15 protein-coding genes are annotated in these 16,314 nt (G+C 63.9%); 8 read left to right on the plus strand and 7 right to left on the minus strand.

Translation table 11 applies throughout. The annotated features are described in order from the left end of the window. The 8 genes from gspL to B9Z49_RS18545 all read left to right on the plus strand — a co-directional run. On the plus strand, positions 1-1,100 hold a 1,100-nt coding region (gene gspL, locus B9Z49_RS18510), incomplete at its 5' end, for a type II secretion system protein GspL (protein WP_108354923.1). Then, positions 1,097-1,612 (plus strand): type II secretion system protein GspM, encoded by a 516-nt coding sequence (gspM, locus tag B9Z49_RS18515; protein ID WP_158273538.1) that lies wholly within the window; start codon positions 1,097-1,099, stop codon positions 1,610-1,612. The genes gspL and gspM, both read left to right, overlap by 4 nt. After that, a complete protein-coding gene (gene gspN / locus B9Z49_RS18520; RefSeq protein WP_233254710.1) occupies positions 1,609-2,442 on the plus strand; it encodes a type II secretion system protein N in 834 nt (277 codons plus the stop codon). The genes gspM and gspN overlap by 4 nt, the downstream gene beginning before the upstream one ends. Positions 2,443-2,532: 90 nt before the next feature. Beyond that, positions 2,533-4,716 (plus strand): type II secretion system secretin GspD, encoded by a 2,184-nt coding sequence (gspD, locus tag B9Z49_RS18525; protein WP_233254711.1) that lies wholly within the window; start codon positions 2,533-2,535, stop codon positions 4,714-4,716. A gap of 9 nt (positions 4,717-4,725) precedes the next feature. Continuing rightward, complete coding sequence (locus tag B9Z49_RS18530) at positions 4,726-6,132, plus strand: GspE/PulE family protein (RefSeq protein WP_108354925.1); 1,407 nt, start codon at positions 4,726-4,728, stop codon at positions 6,130-6,132. 198 nt (positions 6,133-6,330) lie between these two features. Continuing rightward, complete coding sequence (locus B9Z49_RS18535) at positions 6,331-7,173, plus strand: MipA/OmpV family protein (RefSeq protein ID WP_108354926.1); 843 nt, start codon at positions 6,331-6,333, stop codon at positions 7,171-7,173. Between the two features lie 10 nt (positions 7,174-7,183). Beyond that, entirely contained in the window at positions 7,184-8,422 is a 1,239-nt protein-coding gene (gspF, locus tag B9Z49_RS18540; RefSeq protein ID WP_108354927.1) for a type II secretion system inner membrane protein GspF, read from the plus strand. A gap of 42 nt (positions 8,423-8,464) precedes the next feature. After that, positions 8,465-9,364 (plus strand): 5'-nucleotidase, encoded by a 900-nt coding sequence (locus tag B9Z49_RS18545; RefSeq protein ID WP_108354928.1) that lies wholly within the window; start codon positions 8,465-8,467, stop codon positions 9,362-9,364. Here B9Z49_RS18545 and B9Z49_RS18550 read toward each other — a convergent pair whose 3' ends face one another. The 7 genes from B9Z49_RS18550 to B9Z49_RS18585 form a co-directional block, all read right to left on the minus strand. Next, entirely contained in the window at positions 9,365-9,994 is a 630-nt protein-coding gene (locus B9Z49_RS18550) for a DUF3299 domain-containing protein (protein WP_108354929.1), read from the minus strand. 262 nt (positions 9,995-10,256) lie between these two features. After that, positions 10,257-11,552 carry an ABC transporter permease gene (locus tag B9Z49_RS18555; protein ID WP_108354930.1) on the minus strand — a complete coding sequence of 432 codons (1,296 nt, stop codon included), beginning with the start codon at positions 11,550-11,552 and terminating at the stop codon, positions 10,257-10,259. Next, entirely contained in the window at positions 11,549-12,238 is a 690-nt protein-coding gene (locus B9Z49_RS18560) for an ABC transporter ATP-binding protein (RefSeq protein WP_108354931.1), read from the minus strand. The genes B9Z49_RS18555 and B9Z49_RS18560 overlap by 4 nt, the downstream gene beginning before the upstream one ends. A 35-nt stretch (positions 12,239-12,273) precedes the next feature. Further along, positions 12,274-13,221 carry a DMT family transporter gene (locus B9Z49_RS18565; protein ID WP_108354932.1) on the minus strand — a complete coding sequence of 316 codons (948 nt, stop codon included), beginning with the start codon at positions 13,219-13,221 and terminating at the stop codon, positions 12,274-12,276. Between the two features lie 99 nt (positions 13,222-13,320). Then, entirely contained in the window at positions 13,321-14,532 is a 1,212-nt protein-coding gene (locus tag B9Z49_RS21670) for a hypothetical protein (protein ID WP_146188561.1), read from the minus strand. Positions 14,533-14,678: 146 nt separating this feature from the next. Beyond that, entirely contained in the window at positions 14,679-15,467 is a 789-nt protein-coding gene (locus B9Z49_RS18580) for an enoyl-CoA hydratase/isomerase family protein (protein WP_108354935.1), read from the minus strand. Positions 15,468-15,557: 90 nt separating this feature from the next. After that, positions 15,558-16,115: a phasin family protein gene (locus B9Z49_RS18585; protein ID WP_108354936.1), complete on the minus strand. Its 558-nt coding sequence runs from the start codon at positions 16,113-16,115 to the stop codon at positions 15,558-15,560. Between the last annotated feature and the right edge of the window lie 199 nt (positions 16,116-16,314).

A 16,314-nucleotide genomic window follows, 5' to 3' on the forward strand; every position in this document is an offset into this window, starting at 1 on the left:
CCCTGGTGCCCGCTGCGGCGCTGTCGTGGCACCGCGTCGAGCTGCCCGCAGGTCTGAACAAACAGGCCCAGCGCGTGCAAGCGGCCTTGCAAGGCGTGTTGGAAGACCGCCTGCTCGACGACTCCGAACACATGCACCTGGCCTTGCAAGCCGACTGGGCCAACAACCCCCGCCCCTGGGTGGCTGCGTGCGACCGAGCCTGGCTGAGCGCCCACCTGCAAGCCCTCGAACAAGCCGGCTTGACCGTGCACCGCATCGTGCCCGAGCTCTCACCGGGCACGCCCGACAGCCCGGTGCAGCTCACGGCCTTGGGCGATGCCGACACCGGCTGGCTGTGGGTCAGCCACCCCGAACGCGGCGTCTGGGGCCAACCCTGGCCTGCCCTGCGCCCAGCCGGCTTGGCGACCCACGAACGACTGGGGCTGTCCGAGTCCGAGCAGGCCACAGCCTCGCTGCAGGCCGAACCCGGTGCCGTGGCCTTGGCCACGGAACTGCTGGGCTCTGGTGTGCGACTCATGCCCCCGGCCCAGCATTGGTTGACCGCCCTGGCCGGTGATTGGGACCTGGCCCAATTTGAGCTGCGCGCCAACGCCCGCAGCCGCCAACTGAAAAACTGGCAACGCACCGCCAGCAGCCTGTGGTACAGCCCCACCTGGCGACCAGCACGCTGGGGCTTTTGGCTCTTGCTCGCCGCGCAATTGGTGGGCCTGAACGCCTGGGCCTGGAAAACCCGCGCCGACTGGCAAGCTCAGCAAAGCAGCTGGGCCCAGGTGCTGCGCGAGACCTTCCCGAAAACCACCTTGGTGGTCGATGCGCCGCTGCAAATGGGCCAACAAGTCGAGCGCCTGCGCCAAGGCTCGGGCCAGCTCGGTGCGGACGACCTCGAAGCCATGCTGGCCGCGCTGGGCCAAGCCCTGCCGCCCGGGCTGGCCGCGCCGCGCCAATGGGCTTACCAAACGGGCCAGATGCGCCTGCAAGACTTTCAGCCCGATGCCGCCCAGCAGCAAGCCTTGACACAAAGCCTGAGCGCCTTGGGCTATGCCTGGCGCACTCAAGGCGACGGCTGGTTGATGACTGCCCAAGCGCAGGCCAAACCATGAGCCCAAACACCCTGACCGCTCAAATGCGCAGCGGCTGGCAAGCTGCTTGGACCCGGCGCAGCCAGAGAGAAAAACAGTTGCTCAGCATCGGCATCTGGGTGCTCGGCCTGGCCGCGCTGTGGATGCTGGCCCTGGCCCCGGCGCTGCGCACTTGGCAAGAGGCCCCGGCCCGCCAGGCCCTGCTCGACGCCCAAAGCCAGCGCATGCGCCAGCTGCAAGCGCAAGCCCAAAGCCTGCAAAAGCCTGTGACCATCTCCCGCGCCGATGCCGCCAAGTGGCTGGAGAAAAGCCTGACGGAACTTGGCCCCAACGCGCGCATCAGCATACAGGGTGAAACCGCCACCCTGAGCCTGCAAGCCGCCCCGGCCGCTGCACTGGCCCGCTGGCTGAGCCAAGCGCGTGACAACGCCCAATCCTTGCCCACACAAGCCCAGCTGCAACACGCCAGCCCCCCCGGCCCCAACAGCTTGGATGTCACCTGGCGCGGCAGCCTGGTGCTGCGCCTGCCATGACATCCACCCAGACCATGAAAGCCCTGCGCCGCGCCAACGCAATCAGTCCGGTGCATGCGCCTTGGTCTCTTGCATGGCTCGGCGTGCTCTTGGGCCTGGTTCTGGCTCTGTTGGTGTGGGCCCCTGCACGCTGGCTGGCTTGGGGCGTGGCAGAGGCCAGTCAAGGCCAGGTGCAATGGCTCAACCCCCGAGGCACGGTGTGGCAAGGCTCGGCCCAACTGCTGCTCAGCGGCGGCCCGGGCAGCCGCCAGCCGCAAGCCCTGCCCGGCCGACTGCATTGGACCCTGTCACCTGCCTGGTCCGGCCTGCGCTTGGGTTGGCGGGCTGACTGCTGCATGACCCAAGCCGCCAGCGTGCAAGCCGCTCTGGGCTGGAACACCCTGCACCTGCAAGCCAGCGACCACCGCTCCAACTGGCCGGCCGCCCTGCTCACGGGCCTGGGCGCACCCTGGAACACCTTGCAGGCCGAAGGCCAGTTGCAGCTGCGCACCGAAGCACTGCAACTGCACTGGGCCCAAGGCCGTCTGCAAATGCAAGGCCTGCTGGAGCTGAGCCTTCAAGGCATGTCCTCGCGCCTGAGCCCCGTCAAGCCCATGGGCAGCTACCGCATCGCCCTGACCGGCACGCCCGAAGGCACGCCCACACCCAGCTTGGCCCTGAGCACGCTGCAAGGCCCCTTGCTGCTGTCGGGCCAAGGCCAATGGGTGGGCCAGCGCCTGCGTTTTACCGGAGAAGCCAGTGCGGCCGAAGGCCAAGAGGCCGCGTTCGATAATTTGCTCAACATCCTGGGCCGCCGCCAAGGCGCGCGCAGCTTGCTGTCTTTGGGATAAACCCGGTTTAATCTCAGTCCTCATGACCAGCCCCAACCTTCAACCCTTACTGCAACCAGCCTGCACCCCCTGTTTCAAGACCTGAACACCATGAACGACTTAGCTCACATGCGCCCCTTGAACCGTGCCCGCTGGCCCCACAGCGCTTTGGCCACGGCCTGCCTCGCGACCCTAGGCTGGATCGCGCCCTTGGTGAATGCCCAAAGCACGGACAAACCCGCAGCCAACCCGGTGGTCAATCCAATTGCGAACCCGCCCGCCCTCAAGGCCCCGCGCCGTGAACCCGTCACGCTCAATTTTGTGAACGCCGAGATCGAGGCTGTGGCCCGCACCCTGGCCACTTTGTCGGGTGCGAACGTGGTGGTTGACCCGCGTGTGAAGGGCACGATGTCGCTGTCCAGCACCGTGCCCGTGCCTCCGGCACAGGCCCTGCGGCTGTTTGCTGCTCAGCTGCGCACCCAAGGCTTTGCGCTGGTGGAGTCGGCCGGGCTCTACACCGTGGTGCCCGAGGCCGAAGCCAAGCTGCAAAGCAGTGCCGTGTCGGCCGGGGCCGTGCCGGCCGGGACCGGGCAAATCGTCACGCAGATCTTCAAACTCAACCACGAAAACGTGAACAACCTGGTGCCGGTGCTGCGCCCCCTGATCAGCCCCAACAACACCATCAACGTCAACCCCGGCACCAACGCTCTGATCATCACCGACTACAGCGACAACCTACAGCGCCTGGGCCGCATCATCGCGGCGCTTGACGTGTCCAACGCCACAGGCGTCGAGGTGCTGCGACTTCGCCACGCCATCGCGGGTGACCTGGCCCCCATGGTGCAGCGCCTGATCGAATCGGGCGCTGCCGCTGCCCCAGCCGCCCAAGGCCAATCGGACAACTCGTTTAAAACCACCGTCATCCCCGAGGTGCGCACCAACTCACTCATCGTGCGGGCGGCCAACCCGGCGCGTCTGGCGCTGGTGCGCAGTTTGGTCGACCAACTCGACCAGCCCAGCGCCACCGGCGCGGGCGCGGCCAGCGGCAACATCCATGTGGTGTATCTGAAAAATGCAGATGCGACCAAACTGGCCGCTACGTTGCGCGCTGCCATCGCGGGCGAAGCGCGCAGTGGTGGGGTGACCAGCGGGCCAGGTACCAACCCAGCTGCAGCGAGTGCGGGTGCGGGTGCGGGTGCGACGGCGGCCAGCGCCAGCCCCTCGGCCCAGCCTTCCACCGGCGGCCAGATCCAGGCCGACCCAGCCACCAACGCGCTCATCATCACCGCGCCCGAGCCGCAATACCGCCAGCTGCGCAGCGTGATCGACATGCTCGACCAGCGCCGCGCCCAGGTGTTTGTGGAGAGCCTGATCGCCGAGGTCAGCGCCGACAAGGCCGCCGAGTTTGGTGTGCAGTGGATGAGCGGCACCGGCACCAACGGAAGCCTTGTGGGATTGTTGGGCACCAATTTTGCAGTGGGTGGTACCAACTTGCTGACCCTGGCTGCAGGAGCCGCTTCGGGTAATTACACGGCGTCGACAGGCTTGAACGTGGCTGTTGGTGCACAACGCAACGGTGCCTTGGCCCTCGGTGCTTTGGCGCGGTTTTTACAGTCAAACGGCGATGCCAACGTGCTGTCCACGCCCAACTTGCTCACGCTGGACAATGAAGAAGCCAAGATCGTGATTGGCCAAAACGTGCCCTTTGTGACCGGCTCCTTCGCAGGAGCAGCGGTGGGCACGACCAACCCCTTCACCACCGTTGAGCGCAAAGATGTCGGCCTGACACTGCGCGTCAGACCGCAGATCAGTGAAAACGGCACGATCAAGATGCAGGTCTACCAAGAAGTCAGCAACGTCGACGCCAAATCCGTTGGCTCCAAAGATGGTCTCATCACCAACAAGCGCTCCATTGAAACCAACGTGCTGGTGAATGACGGCTCCATTGTCGTGCTGGGCGGATTGCTGCAAGACGACACCAGCACCAGCCAGGAAAAAGTACCCGGCCTGGGCGACATCCCTTTGTTTGGCAATTTGTTCAAGTCAGAAGCCCGCAGCCGCAAAAAAACCAACCTCATGGTGTTCCTGCGGCCCGTGGTGGTGCGCGACGGTGCAGCCACAGAAGCCCTGTCGATGGGGCGTTATGAGCAAATGCGCCTGGACCAGCAGGGCTTCCAGCCTGCCGCAACGGGCCCCTTGCCGGTCAATGGTTCTGCCGTGCTGCCGTCAATGGGGGCGGGCGGTGCGACTCCCCCTGCACCCCATCCCGCAGCAACCCAGTCCCGCCAGCCCTGATTGACTAACATGCGCCACCCTTTGCCCTACGCCTTTGCCCGAACCAGCAAACTGCTGCTGGAGGGGGATGGCGACCGCCTGACCCTGAGCTGGTGTGACGCCAGTGACCGTTCGGCTTTGTCCGAGGTAGCGCGCAAATTTGCAGGTCCCAGCCTTCAGATGCAAATCGTGAAGGCCGCCGACCTGAGCCAACGCATCCACGAGGCGTATTCGGGTGGTCAGGCGCATGGCGCGTCCACCGCCGCTGCCGTGGTCAGCGAGGTTGAGTCCGAAGCCGACCTCTCGCGCATGATGCAGGACCTGCCCGCCGTAGAAGACCTGCTCGAAGCCAGCGACGACGCGCCCATCATCCGCATGCTCAACGCTTTGCTCACCCAGGCCACACGCGACGGGGCCAGCGACATCCACATCGAGCCCTACGAACGCCACTCGAGTGTGCGTTTCCGCATAGACGGCACCCTGCGCGAAGTTGTACAACCGAACCGGGCGCTGCATGCCGCATTGATTTCGCGCCTGAAAATCATGGCCGAACTCGACATCGCAGAAAAAAGACTGCCGCAAGACGGCCGCATCAGCCTGCGCTTGGGCGCACGCGCGGTCGATGTGCGCGTGTCCACCCTGCCCAGTGCGCATGGCGAACGCGCCGTGCTGCGCTTGCTCGACAAAAGTGAAGCGCGCCTGACCCTGGAGGCCGTGGGCATGCAAGGCACGGTGCTGCAACAGTTAGACCAACTCATCCACCAACCGCACGGCATTTTGCTGGTAACAGGGCCGACGGGTTCGGGCAAAACCACCAGCCTTTATGCGGCGCTGCAGCGCCTGGACGCCACGCGCCACAACATCATGACGGTGGAAGACCCCATCGAATACGAGCTGCCCGGAGTGGGCCAAACGCAGGTGAATGCCAAGATCGACCTGACGTTTGCCAAGGCACTGCGTGCCATCCTGCGGCAAGACCCAGACGTGATCATGATCGGCGAGATCCGCGACTTTGAAACCGCGCAAATCGCGATACAGGCCTCGCTCACCGGCCACCTGGTGCTGGCCACGCTGCACACCAACGACGCTGCCAGCGCCGTCAACCGTCTGATCGACATGGGCGTCGAGCCGTTCTTGCTCAGCTCATCGCTTTTGGGCGTACTGGCCCAGCGTCTGGTGCGCAAGCGCTGCAACGCTTGCCAGGGTGCGGGTTGCGCTGTCTGCGGCCTAACCGGCTATGCCGGGCGCACCGGCATTTTTGAGCTGCTGGTGGCCACCGACGAGATCCGCGCCCAAATCCACCACCGCGCCGCTGAAGCCGAGCTGCGCACCACAGCCCTGGCCCAAGGCATGGTGCTGATGCGCAGCGATGGCCAACGCCTGGTGGATGCAGGCATCACCAGCGCCGAAGAGCTGCTGCGCGTCACGCGGGACTGATGCCGCATGCTGCACCCATGTTCTCCCAGTGCAACCCCTGTGCATCGCGCACCTGCGGTGGCCGAGGGCTGTGGTGCGCCAGGCAGCGCCCACAGGGGTGCGCTCCTGCAAAGTGCACGACCACTCCCTCGTAGGAGACCACCCCTGTGGGCAATCCATACTGGTCCAATCTCCCGTAGGAGCCCACCCCTGTGGGCGATGGGCGTTTGGGCTTGGCTGGTGTGGGCCGCTTTCAACATCAACGTGGCCCAGGCGCAAGCGACTGACACCAAGGGCCCGTCCTCGGTAGATCAACCCCAAACAGCAGCCGACCCCCAGCCGCCAGAAGCCACCCCCAAAGATGTGACCGCCAAGCGCTGGCGCTACGCCCTGGGCCTGAAACTCAAAACCCGCGAATTGGCCAATGGCCACACCGATCTGGCGCTGCGTCCGGTACTCGGTGTGCGCTATGGGCGGTGGCGTTTAGGCCATGCGACGGGCGACGAATGGTTGACCTTCAGCGGTTACCGCAAAGAGTCAAATCTGGCCTACCAGCTGCGCGACGATGAACGCCTGAAAGTGGCGCTTTCCCTGCGCGTCCAGAACCTGCAGGACAACAGCAGCTTTGACGGTTTTTCTTCGGGCAAGAACACCTTGCGTGCCCGTGTGAGCGCGAACTACCAACTCAACAAACGCTGGTCGGTGGGCACCGACGTGACGCAAGACCTGATGGACCGTGGCGACGGCACCACCTTGTCGGTGGGCGCGTCTTATGGCCTGCCGCTGAGCGAGCGCAGCGCGCTTAGCCTGAGCGGCGGCGTCGAATGGGCCACAGCCGACCACTGGGCTACTCAGCTGCGCCTGCTACCCCCTCCACCTGGGGGCTGGCACTCTGGCTTGGGCTCGGTGGGTCTGGGCATGAGTTACCGTTATGCCTTCACGCCGCAATGGGCCTGGTTTGGCTCGGTGGGCAGCTCGCGCCATTTGGGCCAAGTCAATGCCGTCAGCCCCAGCGCCTTGAGCTGGAGTGGCCAGGTCGGCGTCCTTTATTTCAGCCGCTGACACCTCAAATATGCCCGCCTACCGTTTTGAAGCCCTGCAAGCCGATGGTGCCCTGCGCAAAGGCACGCTCGAAGCCGACAGCCTGAAAACCGCCCGCACCCAGTTGCGCACGCAGCAGCTCGTGCCCCTGCTGGTGGAGGCCATCGCCTCGGGCTCGGCCAACGAAGCGGCCAGCGCCCTGCCCTGGTGGCAGCGCCCCATTGGCGGAGGTCGCGCCTTCAGCACCAGCGAACGCGCCGTGTGGACTCGTCAGCTCGCCGGTCTGGTGGGCAGCGGCTTGCCGGTCGAACGCGCCTTGGCCGCTTTGAGCGAAGAGGTCGAGGACGACAAGCAGCGCCACCTGCTGGCCGCCATCCGCGCCGACATCAACTCGGGCAGCACGCTGGGTCGGGCGCTGGCGCAATTTCCACAAGAGTTTCCGGCCATCGACCGCGCCGTGATCGCGGCAGGCGAACAAAGCGGCCACTTGTCGGACGTGCTCAACCAGCTGGCCAATGACCTGGAAGACCAACAAGTGTTGCGCGCCAAACTGCTGTCGGCCTCGCTGTACCCGGCCATCGTCAGCCTCGTGGCGCTGGCCATTGTGATTTTTCTGGTCACCTCGGTGGTGCCCCAAGTGGCCGGAGTGTTTGCGGGCACCAAACGGCAATTGCCGGGCCTGACCGTGGCCATGCTGGCCATCAGCGACTTTGTGCGCAACTGGGGCTGGTTCATGCTGTTGTTGTTGGCGGGCGGAGTGCTGGCTTTTCGGGTGGCCATGCGCCAAGAGGCGCTGCGCCTGCGCTTTGACGCGGCTTGGCTGCGCCTGCCCCTGATTGGCCGATTGGCGCGCGGCTACAACAGCGCCCGCTTTGCCTCCACATTGGCCATGCTCACGGCCGCTGGCGTGCCCATCCTCAAAGCGCTGCAGGCGGCGGCCGACACCTTGTCCAACCAAGCCCTGCGGGCCGACGCCCTCGAAGCCCTGGTGCGCGTGCGCGAAGGCGCGCCGCTGGGCACCGCGCTGGCGCAAAACGCCCGCTTTCCGGGCCTGCTGTCTATGTTTGCGCGGCTGGGCGAACAAACCGGCCAATTGCCGGTGATGCTGCAACGCGCGGCGCAGCAAATGTCGGGGGAGGTACAGCGCCGCGCCATGGCCTTGGCCACCGTGCTGGAGCCCCTGCTCATCGTGGCCATGGGCGGCATGGTCATGCTGATTGTGTTGGCCGTGTTGATGCCCATCATGCAGCTGAACCAGTTCATCAAGTGAGCCGCATGCCCATGACCCTCACATTGTCCAAAGGAGCCCTCGATGCCCGCTTCACTTGAAGGCCAGTTGGTGGTGGCGATTTCGTCTCGCGCCTTGTTCGACTTCGAAGAAGAAAACCAGGTGTTCGAACAAGGCGACGACCGCGCTTACATGAAGCTGCAGCTCGAGCGCCTGGAAGCGCCGGCCAAACCCGGCGTGGCCTTTTCTTTGGTGCGCAAGTTGCTGGCTTTCAACGACGCAGATGCACAACGCGTCGAAGTCGTCATCCTCTCGCGCAACGACCCGGTCTCGGGCATGCGGGTGTTTCGCTCGGCGCAGCACTACGGCCTGCCCATCCAGCGGGGCAGCTTCACACGCGGGCAGCCGCCATGGCGCTACCTGCGGCCGCTCAATGCCAACCTGTTTTTGTCGACCCATTTGTCGGATGTGCGTGCTGCGCTCGATGCCGGTGTGCCTGCAGCCCAGGTCTACCCGCACTCGGCGCTGGCGTCAGAGGCGCACCCGCACGAGGTACGCATCGCTTTTGACGGCGACGCCGTGCTGTTTTCGGACGAAGCCGAACGCGTGTTTCAAGCACAAGGCCTGTCGGCATTTCAAAAGCACGAAAGCGACAGGGCCGGGCAACCCCTGCTGGCCGGGCCTTTCAAACCCCTGCTGCAAGCGCTGCAGCAGTTACAGCAAGCAGGCACACCGGCCATGCGTATCCGCACTGCACTGGTCACGGCCCGCAGCGCCCCGGCGCACGAACGCGCCATCCGAACCCTGATGGACTGGAACATCGAAGTCGATGAAGCCATGTTCTTGGGGGGCTTGCCCAAGGGCGAATTTCTGCGCGAATTTGAGCCCGACTTTTTCTTTGATGACCAAACTGGCCATATCGAATCGGCGGCGCGTCATGTTCCCTCAGGGCATGTGGCCTCGGGGGTCTCCAATCCGGAGTGATCAGCGCTTTTTGACCTGGTAAGGCGTGACCGCCTTGCCGTCGATGCGGTAACTGGCCACGCCCATGTGCGAGTCGGTCTTGGTGGCACTCAAGGGGCCGGACACCCAGACCACGTCCATGAGGCGCAGGTTTTTAACAGGTTTGTCCAAGAGCACGTGCACGATCTGGTTGGCGGGGGGCGGGGGCGAATGCACGCAAGCGCCGAAGTAAGGCACCAGCAAAAACTCTTTGATGCCAGCAGCCAGGTCTTCCAGCGGCACCACATAGCCCGGCAGGCGCACGCCCTGACCGAGGATCAGGGGGTTGATGGGCGCGTTGTCCCACATTTGGCGCATTTTTTTCAGCGCCTCGTCGGCCTTGGGGTCGTTGTCTTTCAAACTGTCGAGGTTGAGCGCCTTGAGGTCTTTGTAGGGGTCCCAGCCCGCTGGAATCAGTTGCTCCCAGCCAATGGTGCGTGTGGCACCCGACACGCTGGAACCGGGCGGCGGGGCTTCGGCCGACAAGGCTGGCTGGACTTGGGGCACGGTGTCTCGCACGGTCTCGCGAACGCTTTGCGCCTGCGCAGCCGAGGCCCACAGTACGGCCAATAACAGACCCGAGGTCGACCAACACCTTGTGACTTGTTTCATCCCTAACCTTCCATTCTCGTTGTCGTTTTAACCTATTGATCTGGTCCCTTGGAGTTTTGAACAACATGCAAGGGCTCGCTTTTTTGCAGGAGCCCACCCCTGTGGGCGATGGGCGTCGAACACGCCCCGAAAACCTTCGCCCACAGGGTGGGCTCCTACAAAGACAACCATATCGGCATGCTGGGCACCAACACGGGCCATTCAAACTTCATCGGACCGGTTCTATATTTTGCAGGAAGCACTTGGACTACCAGCCCACACCTCACACGCGAGGCGACAAACCATCGGCCAAGGACAAGCGGTAAGCCCGCCAGGCGGGACCCAGACTGGCCAGCAATCCGGCCAGCAAGACCGCGCCTGCCAAAGCCAGCTGCGTGGGCAAAGGCGCGGCCAGTTGCAAACGGATGCCCAGCGACTGCTGCAGCCAGGGTGTGGCCAAGGCCATGCCCGCGTGGGCGAGCAGCACTCCCAACACCACCCCGGCGCAGGTGACCCACAGCCCTTCGAGCGTGAGCAAGCCCAGCACATGGCGCGGCGCGGCCCCCACGGCACGCAGCACGGCCAGTTCGCGGCGGCGCTCGTTCAGGCCCGCCAACACCACCGCCACCAGCGAGACCACACTCACCAAAGCCACCAAGGCTGACACAGCCAGCAAGGCGTTTTCGCCCAACCCCAGCACCGACCACAGCTCACCCAGCGCCACGCCAGGCATGACGCCCATCAGCGCTTCTTCTTCGTAAAAATTCACAAAGCGCTGCACATTGAACACCGCCGCCCGGCTTTTCAGGCCCACCAGGGCAGCCGTGACTTCTTCGGGCTCCAGGTTGAATTTGCGCGCCTGGTCGGCCGGGATGTGTCCGCCCGGCATAGGCGTACCTGCGACCCAGTCGAGGTGGATGGCTTCGAGGGCCTTGAGGCTCACCTGCACCGAACGGTCCACCGGGGTGCCCGTGGGGGCCAGAATGCCGACCACCTTGAAGGGCTTGTCGGCGTGCTCATCGGCTTGCTCGCCTTTGTGGTCATGGTCATGGTCGTGCAGCCCATGGCCCAGCGTGATGCTTTGGCCCAAGCCATAACCCATCTTGCGCGCCACTTCGGCCCCGATCACCGCCTCGTACAAACCATCCAGCGTATCGGCAAACGCCGCGCCTTGCTGCAAGACCAGCGGCTGTTTGTCGCCATAAGCAAAGTGCTGAAAAAACGCGGGCGTGGTGCCCAGCACCGGAAAGCCCCGGTGCGAGTCCCCCAGACTCAGAGGCACCACCCAAGACACCGAGCGGTGCTGCGCCAGCTTGTGCACGCTGTCCATGGACATGCTTTGCGGCACGCTGCCGATGTGGAACACCGAAAACAGCATCAGCTGCACCGGGCTGCTGCGCGCACCCACAATCAAATCGACCCCGCTGACCGATTGCGAAAAACTGTGGCGGATGTCGTGACGCAAACGCTCCAGCGTCCACAACAAGGCGGTGGCCAGCGCCAGCGACACCACCACCCACACCAAGGTGCTGCGCCGGTTCCAGGCGCTGCTGCGGGCCATGCTCCAAAGGCTGTTCATGCGCTCACCCCCGCTTGCTGCAAGGCGGGCAAAGACCATTGCACATCAAAGCGCACGGCTTGCTGCTCGTCGTGGCTCACGCACACCAAGGTGCTGCCCGCGTCGCGTGCGGCCTGCAGCAGCAAATCCATGAAGCCCTGACGCAAAGCCGCGTCAAGGGCCGAGGTGGGCTCATCGGCCAGGATCAATTCGGGCTGACCCATCAGGGCACGCGCAGCGGCCACGCGTTGCTGCTGGCCCACCGACAAGGCGTCGGCGCGGCGGCTCCACAGCGCCTCGGACAAGCCCATGCGCTGCAACCAGCTTTGGGCCGTGGCCTCGGGGCCACCGACGGCTTGGCAACGCTGACGGCGCAAGGCCGAAAAGCGGCAAGGCAAGGTCACGTTGTCCAGCACGCTCAGATAAGGCAGCAAATTGAATTGCTGAAAAATCACGCCCACATGGTCGGCCCGAAAAGCGTCTCGCTGACCGGCCTTCAACGCGGCCCAGTCTTGCCCCAGCAAAGAAACACGCCCTTGGCGGGGTGACAACACCCCCGCCAGCAAACCGAGCAAAGTGCTTTTGCCGCAGCCGCTGGGGCCGTGCAAAAAAACGGTTTGACCACGGTCCACCTGCAGGCGGCCCAGCAGCAGTGTGTCAGGCCCGCCCCGGGTCCAGGCAAAGCGCAATGGCTCGATGTCGATCACACAGTTCTCCCTGTTGAGCAGGGCAATATACCCCGTCAATCGGGCACAACGACTTTTCTCCGGCCTTCTCTGCGGGCAATCCAGACGGTGGCACCCAGGATGACCAGGGCCCCGGCCCAAGTCCACTGGCTGGGTACATCGCCAAACACCAGCCAACCCAGGATCGAGGCCCAGACCAGATCCAGAAAGCGCAACGACTGGGTGGCCGAAATGTCGGCCAGCGCGAAGGCCCGTGTCAGGCAATAGTGGGCCAGAGTGCCCAACACGCCCGTGGCGGCAAAGCCGATCCACTGCATCAGGGTGGGCGCTTGCCAGTTGGGCAGCGCCATCGGCAAGCTCAAAACAGAAACCGTCAGGGCTTGCCACAGCACAATCACGCCCGCTTTTTCGTAGCGGGTCAGGGCTTTGGTGATGAGGAAGGACGCCGCAAACACCGGCGACGAGGCCAGCATGACCAGGTTGAACCAGCCGCCCTCACCCGACATCTTGGGCAAGACCACCACCAGCACACCTGCAAAACCGATGATGGCGGCGATCCAGCGGTCCCGGCGCATCGGCTCGCCCAAAAACCAGGCCGCGCCGATCATGATGAAAATCGGACCGGTAAAGCCAATCGCGGTAATGTCGGCCAGCGGAATCTTGGGCAAGGCCGTGAACCACAACACCAGCCCCAGCGTGTGCACCCCGCCGCGCCAGAACTGGCCCACTATGTTCACCGGCATATAAGCCCGCCAGCCATCACGCCAAACCCAAGGCAACATGAACAACAAGCCAAACAAGTAACGCAAGAACTGCGATTGGTAGACGTCCAGCTGCAGCGTCAGCTCACGGGCGATGGTGTTGAGGAAAGAAAACAGCAGTCCAGCCACCACCATCCAGACCATGCCACGAACGGCCGCTGGCCAGGCTTCAAAGGTCCGCCTGCTGCGGTGCTGCGCAAGCGACCAATGGCGGGATGGGGACCAAGGCTTGCGCGGTTTCATACCGCTGCTCTTTTGAAGGGGTGAATCACCCGATCATCTTAAGGGCAATGAGCATCCTCGCAGGTCGCTTGCGTTACCAGCACAGACCCCCTCGCCACTTCAGGTCGGCGGCAGGGGTGGCAAGTACCTGGCTGCCGGGTTGGCAGCCGGAGCGGGCGCAGTGGCTGGTGCCGCCGACGGCGGTGCCAGCGGCACCGTTGGTGTCGCCTGGGCTGGTGGTGCAGCAGCAGGTGCCACTGCTGCAGGTGCTGCAGGTGCTGCAGGCACGGCTGCCGGTGCCACAGGTGCTGCCGGAGTGGCAGGTTTGGGCGTTTCCTGCGGCTTGGCTTCGGGTGCAGGCACACCTTTGATCTTGTCGATCTGCCTGAAGACCCAATTTTTCTCTTGCGCGGCCAGCGCTTTTTCTTCGGCAATTTGCACCTTCAAGGCCGCGATCTTGTCTTGCAGCGCAAGCTGCTCGGCCGCCTTGGCCTCTTGAGCTTTTTGCTCGGCCTTCAGCTGGGCGTCTTTGATGGCCTGCAGTTTGGCCGCCTCTTCAGCGGCCTCGCGGGCCACACGGTCTTTTTCCTGCTGGATGCGCGAGGTCCTGACCGATGCGATCTCACGCACCCCGGAGCTCCAAGGCAAATTTTGCAATTGCATTTGAATGGCCGCTTCGCGCGAAATCGTCTGAACCTTGCCGTTCACGCTGGCCGAGAAAAAGCCTTCACAACGGGTTTTGACGCCCGCCACGGTGCAGGCATGGCTTTGCGGGCTTTGCGTGCCCCAGGCTTTGGGTCGAGCCAAAAAAGCCTCGCATTGGACAAAAGCCCGGTCAATTCTGGCGTCCTCAACGCTGGGCTGCGGATCATTGAAGTCAAACCACTCGGGCCGCACCCGGTCCAACTCGAACGCGGTACGCACGCATTCGGCCTTGGCAGGCGTCAATTGCGCCTGCATGCCGGCCCACACGGCGCGGGTCAAAGCGTTGCTGCTGACCACCTTGAAGCGGGTTTCGCCTTGCGTGGGGCAGCCATTGACCACCTGGTCATTGATGCGACGGGACTGGCCTTGCCAACGCACCGTGACAGACTCTTCATTCAGCGGTGTGATGGCCATGGCCGTGTCAAAAAACGGGGCCTGCACCACACGCTCCACATCGGCCTGACCGGGCACGCTGATGCGCAAATTGCAGCGGGTCTCGCCATTGACCACCCGCGCAGCCACTGGAACGGTCTGGGTCTGTCCGGCCTGCAGTACGTACTGGCCCGCCCATGCCCAAGGCGCAGCGCACAGCCACAGCAACCCAGCCCAGCCAACACTTGTTCTCATCGCACACCCGTCCACAGAAAAAAGACATTCCACAGACTGTATCGGTCGCAAAGCGCCCAACTTGATAGCGCGGCGCACAGGCGTGAAAGGGCGGCACGGGCACGGGCGCAGGCCCGGTGAACGTTCGGCGCAGATGAGGCAGCCGATCAGCGGCCAGTAAAGACCGGCGTGCGGCGCTGGGCAAAGGCCGCCCGGCCTTCGGCAAAGTCTGCACTTTGGCTGGCGCGCTGTGCGCGCTCGCGCATGCGGTTCACGTCCCCCAGTCCAGCCTCAATTTCGCGAATCGATTGCTTGGTGTCTTGCAAGGCCAGGGGGGCCAGCGCCAAAAGGTCGCGCACCAAGGCCTGCTGGGTGGCTGCCCAGTCGTCAGCGCTGACCAGGGCCTCGAACAGGCCCAGGGCATCGAGTTGCCGGTCGGTAAAAGGACGCGCCGTCAAAAAAGCCCTTTTGGTGGCGGCCAGACCGAAACGGCTGACATAACGCTGCAAGCCGCTGGGGTAATAGTGCAAACCCAACGCGGTGGCAGGCATGCGCCACTCGATGCCCTGCAAGCCGATGCGCAGGTCGCAAGCCAACACCACATCGGTCGCGCCGCCGTACACGCTGCCGTTCAACCCGCAAATGGTCACGGGACGCATGGCAGCCAGGGCATCGGGAATTTCTTCAAAAAGGGGCGCACCATGACCGGACTCGTCAAAGCCGCCGATGTCGAAGCCAGCGCAAAACACAGGCCGGGGCTGCCCTGCCGTGTTGGCCGTCAGCACCATCACGCGCACCTCGGGGTCGAGGTTCACAGCGTCAAAGTGCGCCAACAAAGCCGTGAGGTCGGCATTTTCCAGTCGGTTGCGCTGGGCCGGGCGGTTCAGGGTGATGGTGGCCACACCGCTCTCTATTTGCAAAACGGGAACAGAAGCTGGCGTGAGAACTGGTGACATGTGGGCAATCCAAAACAAAAAGGGTGTCCGAAGACACCCCGATTGTAAGTAACCGCCCCTGTGTTCAGGGCCGGCTCATGAAGTCAAAGCTCAAGCCTTGGCTTTGGCCTTGCCCATGGCGGCCTTGACCGAAGCTTCGGCTTGGGCGGTGGCGGCCTTCACGCTGGCTTCGGCGCTGTCAGCGGCTTGCTTGGCCACTTTTTTCAGGGTCTCGGCAGCGGTTTGGCTGGCTTCGTAGGCGGTCTTGATCACGGCCACGGCGGCCTCAGAACCGGCGGGGGCGTTCTTCAGGCTGGTTTCAACCAGGCTTTTGACGGCTTGCTCGGACTCGGCCATTTTGCTTTCGACGGCCTTGCTCAACTGGGCACCGGTGCTGTTGACGATGTCAGCGATGTGACGGCCGTAAGAGACCGACTTTTCGAACGCAGGCTGCACCAGAGCGGCTTGCACAGCCATCAGGTCTTGAGGCGACTTGGCGGCCATCAGGGCTTGCATGTTGGCGAAAGACTCGCCCACAGCGGCTTTGCCAGCGGCCATGTTCAGCTCGACCAGGCGCTCGAAACTGGCGAAAGCCGATTGCGACAGGCCAGAGGCTGCGGTCAGGTTGGCTTGTTGGGTAGCGGTGAATTGCTCAGCATTGAAGTTCATGGTTTTTTCCTTTGGGAAGTTTTGTTGCAATGCAGCAATTGGAACAGCATGAACCACCTATGGCAAGGGAAAACCCGCACTTTAGAGTCCGCTCTCCAAATCGGGGGGGTGCGCAGCTTCGCTGATGCGTCGCGCCCATGGGGGTGCCATGGGCGAGGCAAGGTTTTTGAGCGACCTCTGCGCCGGGCTCACTACACTT

It is taken from the genome of Limnohabitans sp. 2KL-51, assembly GCF_003063645.1.
Lineage (GTDB): Bacteria > Pseudomonadota > Gammaproteobacteria > Burkholderiales > Burkholderiaceae_C > Limnohabitans_A.

What these genes read in the sequence shown, in the direction of transcription:
- B9Z49_RS18585 (WP_108354936.1), bottom strand. Translation starts at nt 16,115, where the DNA reads ATGAACTTCAATGCTGAGCAATTCACCGCTACCCAACAAGCCAACCTG.
- gspD (WP_233254711.1), top strand. Translation starts at nt 2,533, where the DNA reads ATGAACGACTTAGCTCACATGCGCCCCTTGAACCGTGCCCGCTGGCCC.
- B9Z49_RS21670 (WP_146188561.1), bottom strand. Translation starts at nt 14,532, where the DNA reads ATGAGAACAAGTGTTGGCTGGGCTGGGTTGCTGTGGCTGTGCGCTGCG.
- B9Z49_RS18545 (WP_108354928.1), top strand. Translation starts at nt 8,465, where the DNA reads ATGCCCGCTTCACTTGAAGGCCAGTTGGTGGTGGCGATTTCGTCTCGC.
- gspF (WP_108354927.1), top strand. Translation starts at nt 7,184, where the DNA reads ATGCCCGCCTACCGTTTTGAAGCCCTGCAAGCCGATGGTGCCCTGCGC.
- B9Z49_RS18535 (WP_108354926.1), top strand. Translation starts at nt 6,331, where the DNA reads ATGGGCGTTTGGGCTTGGCTGGTGTGGGCCGCTTTCAACATCAACGTG.
- gspM (WP_158273538.1), top strand. Translation starts at nt 1,097, where the DNA reads ATGAGCCCAAACACCCTGACCGCTCAAATGCGCAGCGGCTGGCAAGCT.
- B9Z49_RS18565 (WP_108354932.1), bottom strand. Translation starts at nt 13,221, where the DNA reads ATGAAACCGCGCAAGCCTTGGTCCCCATCCCGCCATTGGTCGCTTGCG.
- B9Z49_RS18555 (WP_108354930.1), bottom strand. Translation starts at nt 11,552, where the DNA reads ATGAACAGCCTTTGGAGCATGGCCCGCAGCAGCGCCTGGAACCGGCGC.
- B9Z49_RS18550 (WP_108354929.1), bottom strand. Translation starts at nt 9,994, where the DNA reads ATGAAACAAGTCACAAGGTGTTGGTCGACCTCGGGTCTGTTATTGGCC.
- gspN (WP_233254710.1), top strand. Translation starts at nt 1,609, where the DNA reads ATGACATCCACCCAGACCATGAAAGCCCTGCGCCGCGCCAACGCAATC.
- B9Z49_RS18580 (WP_108354935.1), bottom strand. Translation starts at nt 15,467, where the DNA reads ATGTCACCAGTTCTCACGCCAGCTTCTGTTCCCGTTTTGCAAATAGAG.
- B9Z49_RS18530 (WP_108354925.1), top strand. Translation starts at nt 4,726, where the DNA reads ATGCGCCACCCTTTGCCCTACGCCTTTGCCCGAACCAGCAAACTGCTG.